Genomic DNA, 14,758 nt, shown 5'->3' on the forward strand with positions numbered 1-14,758 from the left:
CGGGCAGCGGGCAGCGGGCAGCGGGCAGCGGGCAGCGGGCAGCGGGCAGCGGGCAGCGGGCAGCGGCGAAGAGTGCCGGGGCGAGCGTCAAGGCGAGGTGAACCCTGCGGCCGGGAGCCGACTCGGAGCCGGGCAAGAGGTCCGAGCCGGGTTGTCCACAAGCCCTCCGATTCATCCACAGGCGCCCAGCCACCCCTTCCAACGCCCGGACCAGCGCGGATAGGTTCGCTCGTGGAGCCACCAAGCGATGACCGGCTCAACCAGGAAACGGAGTCAGAGATGCGCGACAGCCGACACAGCCATGTCCAACTGCTCGTCACTGACGAAGTAGTGCGGCGAGGCCCGAACCACCTGCCCCAACCCCCGCCGCGTCATGTCGTAGCGGGTGGACGGGAGGCGGCTGACCGTGACGGTGATGTCCTGGGCGGCGAGAGCGTCGCGGACCTGGTCGGCGGGCAGGTGTCGGACGGTGAAGCTCACCAGGCCGCACGGGCGTGGGCCGAGGTCGTGGCATTCGACGCCGGGGACGCCGGTCAGGCCGTCGCGCAGGTGGGTGGCGCGGGCGGTGACGGTGGCGGCGATTCGGGGTATGCCCAGGTCCAGGGCGTAGCGCAGGGCGGCCTGGAGGCCGAGGCGGGCGGCGACGTTGTGTTCCCAGAGTTCGAGGACGCGGGTGTCGGGGCGGAGGGACACCTCGGCGGGGCCGGTCCACTGGCCGCCCTGGAGGTCGATCAGGCGGGGGCGGAGGGTCGGCAGGACCTCGCGGCGGACGGCGAGGAAGCCGGTGCCCCGGGGGCCGCGCAGCCACTTCCGGCCGGTGCCGGTGATCATGTCGACGGTCGACAACGAGACCGGCAGCTGGCCGAGAGACTGGCAGGCGTCCAGCAACACCAAGGCGCCGACCGAGTGGGCGACGGCGGTGACCTCCTCGACCGGGTTCACCAGGCCGCCGTTGGTCGGCACGTGCACCAGGGACACCAGCTTGACCCGCTCGTCCACCATGGACCGCAAAGAGTCCACATCGACCGTTCCATCAGGACCGGACGGCACCGGTTCGACGATGAAGCCCATCCGGGTGGCCAGGTGCAGCAACGGGATGGCGTTGCCGCCGTACTCGGCCTCGGTGGTCAGGACGCGGTCTCCCGGGCCGAGGGAGATCGCGTCCAGGAGGGTGAGCCAGGAGCGGGTGGCGCTGTCGGTGTAGGCGACCTCGTCCGGGGCACAGTCCAGGAGCTCGGCCAGGACGTCGTAGCCCGCGTCCAGGTCCGCCTCGGCGGCCGCGCGGTAGCCGCCGATCTCGGCTTCACGGCGGAGATGGGAGAGCACGGCGTCGAGCACCGGGGACGGCGGCAGGGAGGAGCCAGCGCTGTCGAGGAAGGCGCCGGTGCGGGCGGCGGGGGTGTCGGCCTGGGCGAGAGCCGCCGGGATCAGGTCGGCTTCCAGGTTTGCAGGTTCCACCACGGCCCCCAGGTGTGATCGGTGCCCGTGGCGTCCACCACGGACTGGTATCCGGTCCAGTTCTCGCGCATGACGTAGCTGTGCGTCGGCGTGCCGAGCACGTCCATGGTCGGCGCGGTCAGGTAGGCGCGTTCAAGGGCGCGGTAGGCGACGGCGCGCTGGGCGGGGTCGGTGGTCGCGCGGGCGGCGTCCAGCGAGTCGGCGATCGTGCCGCCCGCCGGGTGCAGCAGCGGGTAGAGGGCCGGGTCGGGGTCGAACGGGTCGCCGTAGGCGAGCAGGCGCGGGGTCGACGGGTCCGGGTCCCGGGTCGGGGTGGCGGTGACCTTGATGCCGACGGCCTTGACCTGTTCGGCGAACGCGGCCAGCAGGTCGCGGGAGGTGATGTCGCCGAGCGGGTAGGTCACCGCGAACTCCGCGCGCACGCCCGCCTTCTCGCGCACCCCGTCGGCGCCGAGCGTCCAGCCACCCGCGTCCAGCACCGTGACCGCGCGGGTGGCGTCGTAGTCCATGCGGGCGCCGGGCTCCACGAACTCGGCCAGCACGGGCGGCACCGGCAGGGACGCGATCGTGCCGTGCCCGGCGAGCGCGGTGGCGACGAGCTGCTGCCGGTCGACGGCGAGGTTGAGGGCCAGCCGCAGCGCGGGGTCGGCGGTGGGGCCCTGGTCGACGAAGGTGACCGCGCGCAGGTCGGCGCTGTCGTGCTCGATGACGTTCAGGCCGTCGGTCTTGGCGAAGTCGCGGGCGAGCGTGGCCGGGAGCTCGGCGCCGTCGAGCTTGCCGTCGCGCATGCGCTGGGCGCGGACCTGGTCGTCCGGGATGAACTCCACGGTGACGGTGGTGATCGCCGGTTCGCCCGCGTAGTGGGCCTTGTTGGCGGTGAGCACGAGCCGGTTGCCGCGCTCCCAGTCGACCAGCTTGTATGGGCCGGTGCCGACCAGGTTCTCCGGGGTCGACGTGCTCGCCGGGATGCCGAGCACGAGCAGGTCGGCGAACGTGGCGCTGGGCGTGGACAGGTCGAACCGGACCGTGGTCGGGTCGACCTGGGCGACGTTCGTCAGCATCCAGAACCGGGCGTGCAGCGGGGACGCCGGGTCGAGCGCGGTCTTGTACGTGGCCACCACGTCGGCGGCGTCGAACCCGCTGCCGTCGGTGTAGGAGACGTCGGTGCGCAGCCGGGCCGTCCACGACTTCCCGTCGGCCGACGGCAGCGGCAGGGTCGTGGCCAGCGCGGGCCGCAGGGTGCCGGTGGCCGCGTGCTCGACCAGGCCGTCGAAGATCTTGGCCGCCCCGAACGGCGCGTACCCCTGTCGCGGGTCCAGCGTCGCCGGTTCCTTGGCGACCGCGATGACCAGCGACTTCCCGGCCGGGTCGCCGGAGGCGGGCGGTGCCGGGTCGGCCGTGCAGGCCGCGCTCCCCAGCACCCCCAGGACGACGAGGACACCGAGGGCACGCCGAGACACGATCCGCACGACTCCCGACCTTAGTCGACCTGCGCCGCGCGGTGTCCCGTGAGACCGTTTCGGCCGAACGGATCAGCGCCTACAGCCGAAAGGTCCAACGGGATGACTCGCACGTGGTGCGTCGCCGCGATCGTGGCGGTCTCGCTCCTGGCAACCGCCTGCGGCACCGCCGAACCGGAGACGGGCTCGGGCGACAGCGCGCTGGCCGCGAACGGCATCCCGGCCAAGCCGAGCGCGGAGGTCGCGGCCGCGTTCGTGGCCGACCTGAACGCGATCGACGAGGACATCGTGCACGGCAAACCGGACAAGGCGGTGGACCGGGGCCGCAACCAGTGCCGCTCGGTGCGTTCCGCGCCGACCGATGAGGCCCAGCTCGTCGACCTCACGAACAAGCGGTTCAGCTCGCCGCACCACCCGAACGGCTTCGGCACCGAGGTCGCGGCGCGGATCCTGGCCGCCGTGCGCAAGCACCTGTGCCCGTAGCGCCGGCACAATCGGCGGGTCGGCCGATGGTGAGGAGCGAACGTGCGCGTAGCGCTGTGCCAGATCTCGTCCACCCCGGAGCCCGCGCGGAACCTGGAGCTCGTTCGCGCCGGTGTGCGCGACGCCGTCGAGCGGGGCGCGTCGGTGGTGGTGTTCCCGGAGGCGACGATGGCCAACTTCAGCGTGTCGCTCGCGCCGCTCGCGGAACCGCTGGACGGGCCGTGGGCCGGTGAGGTCCGGGCGATCGCCGACGAGGCGGACGTGGTGGTGGTCGCGGGGATGTTCACGCCTGCTGCGGACAGGCGGGTGTTCAATACGTTGCTGGTGACCGGGCGCGGGCATCACTTCGGGTACGACAAGATCCATCTGTTCGACGCGTTCGGGTTCCAGGAGTCGCGGACGGTGGCGCCCGGGAAGAGCACGGTGACGTTCGCCGTGGACGGGGTCACGTTGGGGGTGGCCACCTGCTACGACGTTCGGTTTCCCGAGCTGTTTCGGGCGCTCGCGGACAAGGGGGCGAGCGCGGTGCTGCTCGGGGCGTCGTGGGGGGCCGGGCCGGGGAAGAGGGAGCAGTGGGAGTTGCTGGTCCGGGCCAGGGCGCTTGATTCGACGGCGTGGGTGTTGGCGGCGGGGCAGTCTGATCCTGGGGCGGTGGAAGGGAATACGCCGTTGGGGATCGGGTACAGCATGGGGGTCGGGCCTCGGGGGGACGTTGTGGGGCAGTTGGGGGCGGAGGTCGGGGTGTTGGTGGTGGATATTGATCAGGAGAGCGTGGAGTCTGCTCGACAGGCGATTCCCGTGTTGGCGAATCGGCGGCTTTGAGTGGCCACTGGCGGGTAGTTCGTTGGAGTACACGACATCTGTCGCGCCGAGGCGGACCACGGTCCATGCCGGGCTGTTACGTGCGTCTACTTGGCACCGCCGTGGTGTCCGGGCGAGTAGGTTCGGTGTGGGGCTGTCGGCTGTGATGGCCTGCTGGTGGCCCTCTCCGAACGAACGGAGACAACGGTATGAGGCTTCCCGACACCGCGCATACGGTTCGGCCGTGGCGTATTCACGAGATCGCGCCCGACTTCCATCTTGAGGACGTCTGGGCGTTACCCACCCCCGGCAGCGCAGGCGACTTTCCCCGCTTGGTGCGGCTCGCCGCGAACCGGGACTACGGCGACACTCCTTCTCACGCCGCTCGCGCGCTGGTCGCGTTTCGTCGCACACTGGGTGCGTGGTTCGGTTGGGACGCTGCGGATTCCGGTGTCGGCACGCGGGTGGCGACGCTTCGCGAGCGGTTGCCCGCCGACCTGTCGGCCGGGCCGACCGGGCCGGAGTTCCCCAACCGCCCCTTCACTTCCGTCTACCTGACCGAGAACGAGTGGGCGTCGGAGATCGCCAACCGGACCGTGCACGCGGTCATGCACCTGGGTTGGGTGCCCGACGGCGCGGGTGGTTACCGGGGGCAGATGGCCGTGTTGGTCAAGCCGAACGGCAGGCTCGGCCGGGCCTACATGAAGGCCATCGCGCCGTTCCGGTACCTGGTCGTCTACCCGCCGCTGATCCGGCATTTCGGCCAGGCGTGGCGGGCGGCCCCGCCGAACACCCTAGGCGCGTAGGTCCATGCCGAGGTCGAGGGCGGGCGAGGAGTGCGTCAGCCCGCCCACGGCCAGGTAGTCCACGCCCGTTTCGGCGTAGGCGCGGGCCACATCGAGAGTCAGACCGCCGGAGGCCTCCAGTTTGGCGGTCGTCCCGGACGCCCGGCGGACCGCTTCCGCGCATTCGGCGACGCTGAAGTTGTCCAGTAGTACCAGTTCCGCGTCGGCTGCCAGGGCCTCGTCGAGCTGGTCGAGGGTGTCGACCTCCACCTCGCACGGCAGTCGCGGCGCGTGTGCTCGGGCCGCTGCCAGGGCGTTGGCCACCGAGCCTGCCGCGACGACGTGGTTGTCCTTGATCAGGACGGCGTCGCCGAGGCCCATGCGGTGGTTGACGCCGCCGCCGCAGCGGACCGCGTACTTCGCCAGGAAACGCAGGCCCGGCAAGGTCTTGCGGGAGTCGCGCACCGCCGTGCCCGTGCCCTCGATCGCGGTGGCCCAGGCGGCCGTGGCGGTCGCGATGCCGGACAGGTGGCACAGGAAGTTCAATGCCGTGCGCTCGGCGGTCAGCAGGGCTCGCGTGTCGCCGCGTACGACCAGCGCGGGCTCGCCGACGACGGCGGGGCTGCCATCCTCCACAGTGGACTCGATGGTCAGGCCGGGCGCGACCGTGCGGAAGACTCGCGCGGCCACCGGGACGCCTGCCAGCACCCCGGCCTTGCGCGGTGTCAGCTCCGCGACCGCCACCGCGTCGGCGGGTACCGTCGCCTCGGTGGTCGCGTCCGGGCCGTAGCGCAGGTCTTCCTCCAGCGCCACCGCGATGATCCGGTCCAGTTCAGCGTCATCGAAGCTCATGCCGCACCCCTCAGAGCCGTCAGGTTGCCGAGTACCGGCTGGCCCGTCGGAGTCAGCCGCACGAGCTGGCTACGCCGCCAGACCGCGTCGTCCTTGTTCGGGAAGTCGGTGCGGACGTGGCAGCCCCGGCTCTCCCGGCGGGCCGACGCGGCCGCGATCAGGGCACGACCGGCCAGGGTCAGTGCCGCGTCCTCGACCAGCAGCCGCGACTCCAGCCGCTTGTCCACAGTGGACACGTCGAGCACCGAGCCGACCACGGCCAGGCCCTCCGCGTCCCGGCCGATCGCGGCGTAGCGGCTCATCACGCGTTGCAGCGAGTCGCGGTCGGCGACCGGGGCGGTCGGCAGGTCGGCGACCACGGCCCGGCACGGGTCGGCGAGCCGTCCGGCCGCCAGGTCCGCCGCGACGGCCTCGGCCGCCCGCTCCCCCACGACCAGTCCCTCAAGCAGGCTGTTGGACGCCAGCCGGTTCGCGCCGTGCAGGCCCGTGCTGGCGACCTCGCCCGCCGCGTAGAGCCCGACCACCGGGGTCCGACCATCCACATCGGATACCACGCCGCCGCAGGCGAAGTGCGCGGCGGGCGCGACCGGGATCGGCTCCACCACCGGGTCGACCCCGGCCGTCAGGCACGCCGCGTACACGGTCGGGAAACGGGTGCGGAACGTCGCCGCGTCCAGATGGGTGGCGTCGAGGAACACGTGGTCGTCGACGCCGCCGCGCTCCAGGGCCATGTGCCGGGTGATCGCGGCGGCCACCACGTCGCGCGGGGCCAGGTCGGCCAACGGGTGCACACCGAGCATGACCCGGGCGCCGGTCGCGTCGACCAGCACCGCGCCCTCGCCGCGCACCGCCTCGGTGACCAGCGGGCAACGGCCGCGCGCGCCCTGACCGGTGTAGAGGACGGTGGGGTGGAACTGCACGAACTCCACGTCCGCGACCGGCGCGCCCGCCCGCAGCGCCACGGCCAGGCCGTCGCCGGTGGCCACCTCCGGGTTGGACGTCGCCTGGAAGAGTTGTCCGAGGCCACCCGTGGCGAGCAGCACCGCGGGCGCGTTCAGCACGCCCGGCACACCGTTCGCGTCCAGCACCTGGAGCCCGGCCACCGCCCCGGCGACCGTCTTCACCGCCTGCACCGCGACGTGGTTCTCCAGCACCGGCACCCGCCCGTCGCGGGTCGCGGCGAGCAGTGCCCGCTCGACCTCGGCGCCGGTCGCGTCACCGCCCGCGTGCACCACGCGGAACGCCGTGTGGCCGCCCTCGCGGGTGCGCGCCAGCCTGCCGTCGGAACCCGGGTCGAACACCGCCCCGAGCGCGCGCAGCCGGGTGACCGCCGCCGGGCCGCCCGCGATGATCTCCCGCACGGCGTCCTCGTCGCACAGGCCCGCGCCCGCCACCAGCGTGTCGGCCACGTGCCTGTCGACCGAGTCGCCCTCGTCGTGCTCGCCGGGCAGCACGACGGCCACGCCGCCCTGGGCCCAGCGGGTGTTGCCGTCCTCGGCCGCGGCCTTGGTGACGACCAGGACCTGCAGCCCGAGCGCCTGGGCCCGCAGCGCCGCGGTCAGCCCGGCCACACCGGTGCCGACGACGACCAGGTCCGCGCGGGCCTCCCAGCGTGGGTCGCTCATTCCCCACCCCCGGGCTGGCCGATCTCGATCATGCGCTGCACCGCGCCCCTGGCCCGCGCCGCGGTCTCGGCGTCCACGTGCACCTCGTCCCGGTTCTCCCGCAGCGACCGCAGCAGCGCCGCCGGGGTGATCATCTTCATGTACCGGCACGAGGCCCGGTCGTTGACCGCGCTGAACTCGATGTCCGGGGCCGCCTTGCGCAGCTGGTGGATCATGCCGATCTCGGTGGCCACCAGCACCGACTTGGCGTTGGTCGCGCGAGCCTGGGCAACCATCTCGCCGGTCGAGAGGATCTTCACCCGCTCCGGCGCGACGATGCCCTCCCCGGCCAGGTAGAGCGCCGAGGTGGCGCAGCCGCACTCCGGGTGGATGAACAGGTCGGCGTCCGGGTTCGCGGCGGCCCGCTCGGCCAGTTCCGGCCCGTTGATGCCCGCGTGCACGTGGCACTCGCCCGCCCAGATGTGCATGTTCTCCCGGCCGGTGACCCGCTTGACGTGCGCGCCGAGGAACTGGTCCGGCAGGAACAGGACCTCCCGGTCGGCCGGGATGGAGGCGACCACGTCGACCGCGTTGGACGAGGTGCAGCAGATGTCGGTCTCGGCCTTCACCTCGGCGGTGGTGTTGACGTAGGAGACGACCACCGCGCCGGGGTGCTCGGCCTTCCAGGCCCGCAGCTGCCCGCCGGTGATCGAGTCGGCCAGCGAGCAGCCCGCGCGCTCGTCCGGGATCAGCACGGTCTTCCCCGGGCTGAGGATCTTCGCGGTCTCGGCCATGAAGTGCACGCCGCAGAAGACGATCGTGGACGCCGCACTGGCGGCCGCGATCCGGCTCAGCGCCAGCGAGTCGCCGGTGTGGTCGGCGATGTCCTGGATCTCCGGCAGCTGGTAGTTGTGCGCGAGCAGCACGGCGTCGCGCTGCTCGACCAGGGCACGCACCTCGTCCCGCCACGCGGCGTTCGCCTCCACCCCGCCGAGGGGTGTCAGGTCGATCGTGTCCGCGGTCATGGGGTCCTCCTCGTTGTCCGATTTCCGATCCGGAGGTTTTCGCCTTAGGATCGAAAACATGACCGATGCTACCACCGGCGCTCCCCCGCTCGTCCACGAAGTACTGGCCGCGGTGCTCCAGGTGAGGCAGGGATCACTGCGGGTCCTGCTGTGGGAACGCGCGCTGGAACCCCACGCGCACCGCTGGTCACTGCCCGGCGGCAGGCTGCGCGCGGACGAGGACGTGGAGACCTCGATCCGCAGGCAGCTGGCCGAGAAGGTCGACGTCCGCCAGGTCGCGCACGTCGAGCAGCTCGCCGTGTTCAGCGCCCCCGACCGGGTGCCGGGCCCGCGCGCGGTGGCCACCGCCTTCCTCAGCCTGGTCCCCTCGCACATGGACCCCGAGCTGCCCGAGGACACCGCGTGGCAGCCGGTCGACCGGCTGCCGGAGACCGCGTTCGACCACGGCGCCATCGTCTTACGCGCACGTAATCGGCTGCGCGCCAAGCTGTCTTACACAAACATCGGCTTCGCCCTCGCGCCCCCCGTGTTCACCATCTCGGCGCTGCGCGAGCTCTACTCGGCCGCCCTCGGCTACCGCGTGTCGGCCACCAACCTGCAGCGCGTCCTGTCCCGGCGCGGCCTGTTGGAGCCCACCGGCGAGACCGCCCGCCCCGGCCGCGCGGGTGGCAGGCCTGCCGCCCAGTTCCGCTTCGCCGACGCCACGATGTCCGTCACGGACCCGTTCGCGGTGCTCAAACCCCCTGCCGACGATCGAGAACCGCACCCATGACCGCCGATCGCACAGCGCGCGACCCCGCTTCGTCGTAGCGTTGTCGCGTGGCCGATTCGCTTCCGTTGTTCCCGCTTCGGGCGGTGCTGCTTCCCGGGGCGAACCTGCCGTTGCACATCTTCGAGCCCCGCTACCGTCAGCTGACCGTCGACCTGGTCACCGGAGCGCTGCCGGAGCGCCGCTTCGGTGTGGTCGCGCTGCGCCCGTCGATGGAGCACGAGGTCACCGACCTGTCCCAGCTGCGCGCCATCGGCTGCTCGGCCAACCTCCGGCAGGCCAAGCGCCTGCCCGACGGCCGCTTCGACATCGTCACCACCGGTGAGCGCCGCTTCCGCCTGCTCGACCTGGACACCACCTCGGCCCCGTACCTGATGGCCACCGTCGACTGGGTCCCCGACACCGACCAGCCCACCACCGCGGCCGACACGGTCACCCTGCTGGCCGAGTCCGCCCGCTCCGCCCACCGCCGCTACTGCCACGCCGCCTGGGACCGCGACGACTGGACCGAGCCCGAGCCCGATGTCGAGACCTGCGAGCTCGCCCACGCCCTGGCCGCCGACTGCCTGCTGAGCCTGGAGGACCGCCAGCGACTGTTGGAGGAGACCCGGCCGCTGCACCGCCTGAGAATGGTGGGCCAGCTGTTGAACCGGGAAGCGGGAATCCTTTCCACCCTCCGCGCCGTCCCCGCCCCACCCTCGGAGTTCAGCGCCCCCATCAGCATGAACTGACCAGGCGAAAGCCAAGGACGGAACCCGCGCCCCCAGCGCACTGCCGAAGGCGGAGCCCTACCCCAACCTGCGGCCCAGATCGTCGCGCCCGTTCCAGGCGGCGGCGATCCCATAGGCCAACGCCGTCCCCAACGGCCAAGCCAGAATCCCCCACACGGACTCCAACCGAGGAGCCAGGTTCAGCACATCCCCCACCCCGGGCGTCCCCACCGACGGAAACCGCGAAGCCCCCCACGCGACCCCGACCTGCCCGGCCAGCCACGCCCCCACGACCCCACCGACCACGGCGGCGATCAACACCACCGGCCCCCGCCGCTCCCGCATCAACCACACCGCCCCGCCTGCCACGATCCCCGCGGCCAGCCCCAGCAGCATGAACAGCACCAAGTCCTCGAACCGGTGATAACTCTCGGTCCGAAGCGCGGCCAGCTCCCCGTTCTCCACGACCTGCACCAGCTCCCCGGGAGCGAGCACAGACCACAACCACCCCACCGCCAGCCCGAACACGGACACGGCGGACAACACGCTCAACGCCGGGATCAGATCCCGCTTCACCGGCACCCCGGCAGGCCGACGCGCGGCCCACACCAACGGCAGGGAACCCTCAGGCGCCTGCTCCGGCCCGTCGCCGTCGACCCGCGACCGCACCGGCTGCTCCGACACGCCTGACCTCCGCTCACGAATACGGAGTCCCCGTCGACCCCTGCTCGCGAGACTAGTCCGTCAGCACCCCGGCGCCCGCGCTGGTCGTCGAACCGTGTCGGCTGCACCGCGCGGCCCAGCCGAACGGGTCGACCTGCACGACCATGCGCCGCGCGCACTCCGGGCAGAAGCGCGGGGGTTCGAGCGCGGCCCGCCCGCCCCGGCAGGACGGGTGGTCGCCGTCGGCCTCGGGCAGACCGCAGTGCACGCAGAACACGGGAGCTCCTAGAGCGTGTCGCCGAGCGCCTTGATCGGCATCTTCAGGTCGGCCAGCATGTCCAGGTCCTGCTGGGCCGGGCGGCCGAGGTTGGTCAGGTAGTTGCCGACGATGATCGCGTTGATGCCGCCCAGCATGCCCTGTTCGGCGCCCAGGTCGCCCAGGGTCAGCTCGCGGCCGCCCGCGAACCGCAGCATGGTGCGCGGCAGGGCCAGCCGGAACGCGGCGACGAGCTTGAGCGCCGCGCGACCCTCGATCGGCTCGTACTGCTCGTAGGGGGTGCCGGGCTGCGGGATGAGGAAGTTCATCGGGACCTCGTGCGGGTCCAGCTCGGCCAGCTGCACGGCGAACTCGGCGCGCTGCTCGTCGGTCTCGCCCATGCCGAGGATGCCGCCGGAGCAGACCTCCATGCCCGCCTCGCGCACCATCCGCAGGGTGTCCCAGCGCTCCTCCCAGGTGTGCGTGGTGACCACCTGGGGGAAGTGGGAGCGGGCGGTCTCCAGGTTGTGGTTGTAGCGGTGCACGCCCATGGCGACCAGCTCGTCGACCTGCTCCTGGGTGAGCATGCCGAGCGAGCAGGCGATCTGGATGTCGTTGCCGGAGTCGCGGATGGCCTTGATGCCGTCCCGCACCTGCGACATCAGCCGCGCGTCCGGCCCGCGCACGGCGGCGACGATGCAGAACTCGGTCGCGCCCGTGGCGGCGGTCTGCTTCGCGGCGGCGACCAGGCCGGGGATGTCCAGCCAGGCGGAGCGCACCGGCGTCGGGAAGCGGCCGGACTGGGAGCAGAAGTGGCAGTCCTCGGGACAGCCGCCGGTCTTGAGGCTGATGATCCCCTCGACCTCGACCTCCGGCCCACACCACTTCATCCGCACCTCGTGCGCGAGGGCGAGCAGGTCCTCCAGCCGCTCGTCGCCAAGCCGCAGCACGGCGAGCACCTGGTCGCGGGTGAGCCCGACGCCGCGGTCGAGCACCTGGTCCCGGGCGACGGCGAGGACGTCGGTGGCGTTCTCCTGCGTGCGCTCGGCGGCTGCCGTCACGGTGTCTCCTCCAAGGTGGCGGGTCTCGTCCGGGGGAGAGTCTGCCCCATCGCGGGAACCCGGATGAGCGATGAATCTCACGCCGGGTGCGCGGCGGCCAGGTCCTTGACGTCGAACTCGCCACCCAGCACCGGCGCCAGCGACCGACGCGCGACCCCGGCGAACCCGGCCGCGTCCAGCCCGCCGACGTCCTGCGGGAACGCCCCGATCAGCGGGGCCTGCGCGACCACCGGCAGGTCCTCCAGGTTGCAGCGGGCGGCCAGGTCCGGGTCCCGCGGCCACGACCCGATCACCAGCCCGGCGCAGGTGACCCCGCGCCTGCGCAACGCCTCGGCGGTGAGCGCGGCCGCGTTGAGCGTGCCCAACCCGGCCTCCACCACCACGACCACCTCGGCGTTGAGCGCCCACGCCACATCGGCGAGCGTCCCGCCGTCGGCGTCGAAGCGCACCAGCAGCCCACCCGCGCCCTCGACGAGAACCAGGTCGTGCTCGTGGTCGAGCGCCACCGCCGCCCCCGCGACCGCAGCGGGCCGCACCGGCGAGAGACCCGCGCGCCGCGCGGCCGTGTCCGGGGCCAGTGGGTCGGGGAACCGCCGCAGCTCCCGCGTGGTGACCTCGCCCGCGAGCCTGCGCACGTCGTCCAGATCGCCCGGGGCGTGCGCGGCCACACCGGTCTGCGCGGGCTTGAGCACCGCCACCCGCTGCCCTCGGCCGTACGCGAGCGCGGCGATCCCGGCGGTGACAACGGTCTTGCCGACGCCGGTACCGGTGCCGGTGATCACGAGGACACTCACGGGCACACAGGCTAGCCCCGACAAGTGGTGGAAACCTAACCCCTGTCACCCCTGACCGCCGCCAGAATCCCCTCGGTGATCGTGGTGATGTCGTCGCTGGTGCAGACGAATGGGGGCATGGTGTAGATCAGGTCGCGGAATGGGCGTACCCACACGCCCGCGTTCACAGCGGCGCGAGTGGTGGTTTCCATGTTCACCGGATGGTCCAGCTGGACGACGCCGATGGCGCCGAGAACGCGGACGTCGGTGACGCCGGGAAGGTCGCGGGCAGGGGCGAGCCCTTCCGCGAGTTCGGTTTCGATGCGTTTGACCGTGCTTTTCCAGTCGCTTTCCAGCAGCAGGTCGATCGAGGCCAAGGAAACCGCTGACGCCAACGGGTTTCCCATGAACGTGGGGCCGTGGGCGAGCACGGGGACCTCGCCCCGCGAGATGCCATCGGCGACGCGCGGCGTGCACAGAGTAGCGGCCATGGACAGGTAACCGCCGGTCAGGGCCTTGCCGACGCACATGATGTCGGGGCTGACGCCCGCGTGGTCGGCGGCGAACAGCTCGCCGGTGCGGCCGAAGCCGGTGGCGATCTCGTCGAAGATCAGCAGGACGTCGTTGGTGAGCGCCAGTTCGCGGAGCACGTGCAGATAGCGGGGGTCGTGGAAACGCATTCCGCCCGCGCCCTGCACGACGGGTTCGACGATGATGGCGGCGGTTTCGTCGGCGTTTTCCTCGATGACGCTGGCGAGGTGCGCGACGTAATCATGCTCGAACGCGGCGGGTGGCGCGTCGGCGAAGACCTGGGTGGGCAGGATGCCGCGCCAGAGGCTGTGCATGCCGCCATCGGGATCGCACACGCTCATCGGGTTGAACGTGTCGCCGTGGTAGCCGCCGCGCCAGGTGAGCAGTTTCGACTTGCCGGGCCTGCCGAGCGAGCGCCAGTACTGCAGCGCCATCTTGATCGCGACCTCGACGCCGACCGAGCCGGAGTCGCAGAGGAACACGTGCGCCAGCGGCTCGGGGGCGATCTCCACCAGCCGCGCGGCGAGGCGGACGGCGGGCTCGTGGGTGAGGCCGCCGAACATGACGTGGCTCATCCGCCCGAGCTGGTCGGTGACGGCGGCGTCGAGCACCGGGTGCCGGTAGCCGTGGATGGCGGCCCACCACGAGGACATGCCGTCGACCAGCTCCCGGCCGTCCGCCAATCGCAGTCGCACGCCCTCGGCGGAGGTCACCACCAGCGGTTCCCGGGTGCCGGGCATCGGACCGTACGGATGCCAGACGTGCGCACGGTCGAGCGCCACCAGCTCCTCGGGTGTCACCGCCCGACCCCGGCGATCTCCTTGCGCCGAGCCACCAGCCGCGCGATCTCCCGGCCGTGATCGGTCGGCAGGATCCACTCCCCCGGCGGCACGGTGATCCGCACAGCGGGGCCCGGCGTGACAGTCACGCGCAGCTCACCGACCCCGGGCACGGGGAGAGTGGCGCGGCGGGCGACCATCACCTGCTCGACAGTGCCCACTCCGCTGAGCGCGACCATTGGCCTTACCAGGCGGAAGGGGCCGCGCCCGCCGGACAGCGTGATCCGGTCGTGGGCGACCAGCAGGGCGAGCCCCCGCGCTCCGCGTGCCTGCCAGGGCACCTCGACCTGCGAGTCCGCCAGCTCCGGGGTGTAGGGCTCCAGCACCCAGGCCCGCGCCTTCCCGGCGGTGAACCACCCGGCGATGCCGAACCCGATCACCAACGGCGCGAACCAGGGCGAGACGGCGGTGAGATAGCCGCCCGCGAGTGCCCCCAGCACGGCGCCCGCCACCGGCCAGCGGCGGGGACGGAACCGACGGGAACGGAAGTAGAGAAGACCGGCGAGCACGAGCACCCCCGGCACGGCGAGACCGGGCAACCAGCCGCCCAGGAACAGGGTCAGGCCGATACCGGCCAACGGCCCCAGGACCACGACCAACCCCAGTCGCGGCCGCACCCGCCGCAACCGGGCAGCCACCACCCCGACAGGATCCCGCTCTCGTTGCCCCCGCACGACAAGTAACGCTA

Annotated in this window: 16 protein-coding genes; 5 read left to right on the forward strand and 11 right to left on the reverse strand. The window is 72.2% G+C overall.

Features of this window, described 5'->3' with window-relative positions; translation table 11 throughout:
* Positions 1 to 273 precede the first annotated feature (273 nt).
* Both C503_RS0122665 and C503_RS0122670 read right to left on the reverse strand, forming a co-directional pair.
* The gene (locus C503_RS0122665; protein WP_245572564.1) at positions 274 to 1,458 is read right to left on the reverse strand and encodes an aminotransferase class V-fold PLP-dependent enzyme; all 1,185 of its coding nucleotides are present in this window, start codon (positions 1,456 to 1,458) and stop codon (positions 274 to 276) included.
* Complete coding sequence (locus tag C503_RS0122670; RefSeq protein WP_018684516.1) at positions 1,428 to 2,927, reverse strand: ABC transporter substrate-binding protein; 1,500 nt, start codon at positions 2,925 to 2,927, stop codon at positions 1,428 to 1,430. Before C503_RS0122670 ends, C503_RS0122665 begins: the two co-directional genes overlap by 31 nt.
* Before the next feature lie 93 nt (positions 2,928 to 3,020).
* Between C503_RS0122670 and C503_RS0122675 the strand changes: the two genes are divergently transcribed.
* The 3 genes from C503_RS0122675 (at position 3,021) to C503_RS0122685 (ending at position 5,008) form a co-directional block, all read left to right on the forward strand.
* Positions 3,021 to 3,401: a DUF732 domain-containing protein gene (locus C503_RS0122675; RefSeq protein WP_020608209.1), complete on the forward strand. Its 381-nt coding sequence runs from the start codon at positions 3,021 to 3,023 to the stop codon at positions 3,399 to 3,401.
* A gap of 42 nt (positions 3,402 to 3,443) precedes the next feature.
* Positions 3,444 to 4,223: a carbon-nitrogen hydrolase family protein gene (locus C503_RS0122680; RefSeq protein WP_018684519.1), complete on the forward strand. Its 780-nt coding sequence runs from the start codon at positions 3,444 to 3,446 to the stop codon at positions 4,221 to 4,223.
* 188 nt (positions 4,224 to 4,411) lie between these two features.
* On the forward strand, positions 4,412 to 5,008 hold the full coding sequence (locus C503_RS0122685; RefSeq protein ID WP_026316589.1) for a DUF2867 domain-containing protein: 597 nt from the start codon (positions 4,412 to 4,414) through the stop codon (positions 5,006 to 5,008).
* Here C503_RS0122685 and nadC read toward each other — a convergent pair.
* Genes nadC through nadA form a run of 3 tightly spaced genes read right to left on the reverse strand, consistent with a single transcriptional unit; the run spans position 4,997 to position 8,468 of the window.
* Positions 4,997 to 5,839: a carboxylating nicotinate-nucleotide diphosphorylase gene (gene nadC / locus C503_RS0122690; protein WP_018684521.1), complete on the reverse strand. Its 843-nt coding sequence runs from the start codon at positions 5,837 to 5,839 to the stop codon at positions 4,997 to 4,999. The two genes, C503_RS0122685 and nadC, sit on opposite strands and share 12 nt — an antisense overlap.
* On the reverse strand, positions 5,836 to 7,464 hold the full coding sequence (locus C503_RS0122695) for an L-aspartate oxidase (RefSeq protein WP_018684522.1): 1,629 nt from the start codon (positions 7,462 to 7,464) through the stop codon (positions 5,836 to 5,838). The genes nadC and C503_RS0122695 overlap by 4 nt, the downstream gene beginning before the upstream one ends.
* Positions 7,461 to 8,468 carry a quinolinate synthase NadA gene (gene nadA, locus C503_RS0122700; protein ID WP_018684523.1) on the reverse strand — a complete coding sequence of 336 codons (1,008 nt, stop codon included), beginning with the start codon at positions 8,466 to 8,468 and terminating at the stop codon, positions 7,461 to 7,463. Before nadA ends, C503_RS0122695 begins: the two co-directional genes overlap by 4 nt.
* Positions 8,469 to 8,526: 58 nt before the next feature.
* On the opposite strand from nadA, the gene C503_RS0122705 reads away from it, so the two are divergent.
* On the forward strand, positions 8,527 to 9,240 hold the full coding sequence (locus C503_RS0122705) for an NUDIX hydrolase (protein WP_018684524.1): 714 nt from the start codon (positions 8,527 to 8,529) through the stop codon (positions 9,238 to 9,240).
* Positions 9,241 to 9,287: 47 nt separating this feature from the next.
* On the forward strand, positions 9,288 to 9,968 hold the full coding sequence (locus tag C503_RS0122710) for an LON peptidase substrate-binding domain-containing protein (protein WP_018684525.1): 681 nt from the start codon (positions 9,288 to 9,290) through the stop codon (positions 9,966 to 9,968).
* Between the two features lie 57 nt (positions 9,969 to 10,025).
* Here C503_RS0122710 and C503_RS0122715 read toward each other — a convergent pair whose 3' ends face one another.
* From C503_RS0122715 to C503_RS0122740, 6 genes are all read right to left on the reverse strand, one after another.
* Positions 10,026 to 10,631 carry a DUF2567 domain-containing protein gene (locus tag C503_RS0122715; RefSeq protein ID WP_018684526.1) on the reverse strand — a complete coding sequence of 202 codons (606 nt, stop codon included), beginning with the start codon at positions 10,629 to 10,631 and terminating at the stop codon, positions 10,026 to 10,028.
* A gap of 52 nt (positions 10,632 to 10,683) precedes the next feature.
* Positions 10,684 to 10,887, reverse strand: coding sequence for a biotin synthase auxiliary protein BsaP (gene bsaP, locus C503_RS0122720; RefSeq protein WP_018684527.1), 204 nt, complete (start codon positions 10,885 to 10,887; stop codon positions 10,684 to 10,686).
* A gap of 8 nt (positions 10,888 to 10,895) precedes the next feature.
* Positions 10,896 to 11,927, reverse strand: coding sequence for a biotin synthase BioB (gene bioB / locus C503_RS0122725; RefSeq protein ID WP_018684528.1), 1,032 nt, complete (start codon positions 11,925 to 11,927; stop codon positions 10,896 to 10,898).
* Positions 11,928 to 12,004: 77 nt separating this feature from the next.
* Entirely contained in the window at positions 12,005 to 12,721 is a 717-nt protein-coding gene (gene bioD, locus C503_RS0122730; protein ID WP_018684529.1) for a dethiobiotin synthase, read from the reverse strand.
* A 35-nt stretch (positions 12,722 to 12,756) separates the two neighbouring features.
* Positions 12,757 to 14,031, reverse strand: coding sequence for an adenosylmethionine--8-amino-7-oxononanoate transaminase (locus C503_RS0122735; RefSeq protein ID WP_018684530.1), 1,275 nt, complete (start codon positions 14,029 to 14,031; stop codon positions 12,757 to 12,759).
* On the reverse strand, positions 14,028 to 14,744 hold the full coding sequence (locus tag C503_RS0122740) for a hypothetical protein (RefSeq protein ID WP_156893401.1): 717 nt from the start codon (positions 14,742 to 14,744) through the stop codon (positions 14,028 to 14,030). Before C503_RS0122740 ends, C503_RS0122735 begins: the two co-directional genes overlap by 4 nt.
* Positions 14,745 to 14,758: the final 14 nt, after the last annotated feature.

This window comes from Actinokineospora enzanensis DSM 44649, assembly GCF_000374445.1.
Lineage (GTDB): Bacteria > Actinomycetota > Actinomycetes > Mycobacteriales > Pseudonocardiaceae > Actinokineospora > Actinokineospora enzanensis.

What these genes read in the sequence shown, in the direction of transcription:
- C503_RS0122675 (WP_020608209.1), top strand. Translation starts at nt 3,021, where the DNA reads ATGACTCGCACGTGGTGCGTCGCCGCGATCGTGGCGGTCTCGCTCCTG.
- C503_RS0122685 (WP_026316589.1), top strand. Translation starts at nt 4,412, where the DNA reads ATGAGGCTTCCCGACACCGCGCATACGGTTCGGCCGTGGCGTATTCAC.
- nadC (WP_018684521.1), bottom strand. Translation starts at nt 5,839, where the DNA reads ATGAGCTTCGATGACGCTGAACTGGACCGGATCATCGCGGTGGCGCTG.
- C503_RS0122695 (WP_018684522.1), bottom strand. Translation starts at nt 7,464, where the DNA reads ATGAGCGACCCACGCTGGGAGGCCCGCGCGGACCTGGTCGTCGTCGGC.
- nadA (WP_018684523.1), bottom strand. Translation starts at nt 8,468, where the DNA reads ATGACCGCGGACACGATCGACCTGACACCCCTCGGCGGGGTGGAGGCG.
- C503_RS0122705 (WP_018684524.1), top strand. Translation starts at nt 8,527, where the DNA reads ATGACCGATGCTACCACCGGCGCTCCCCCGCTCGTCCACGAAGTACTG.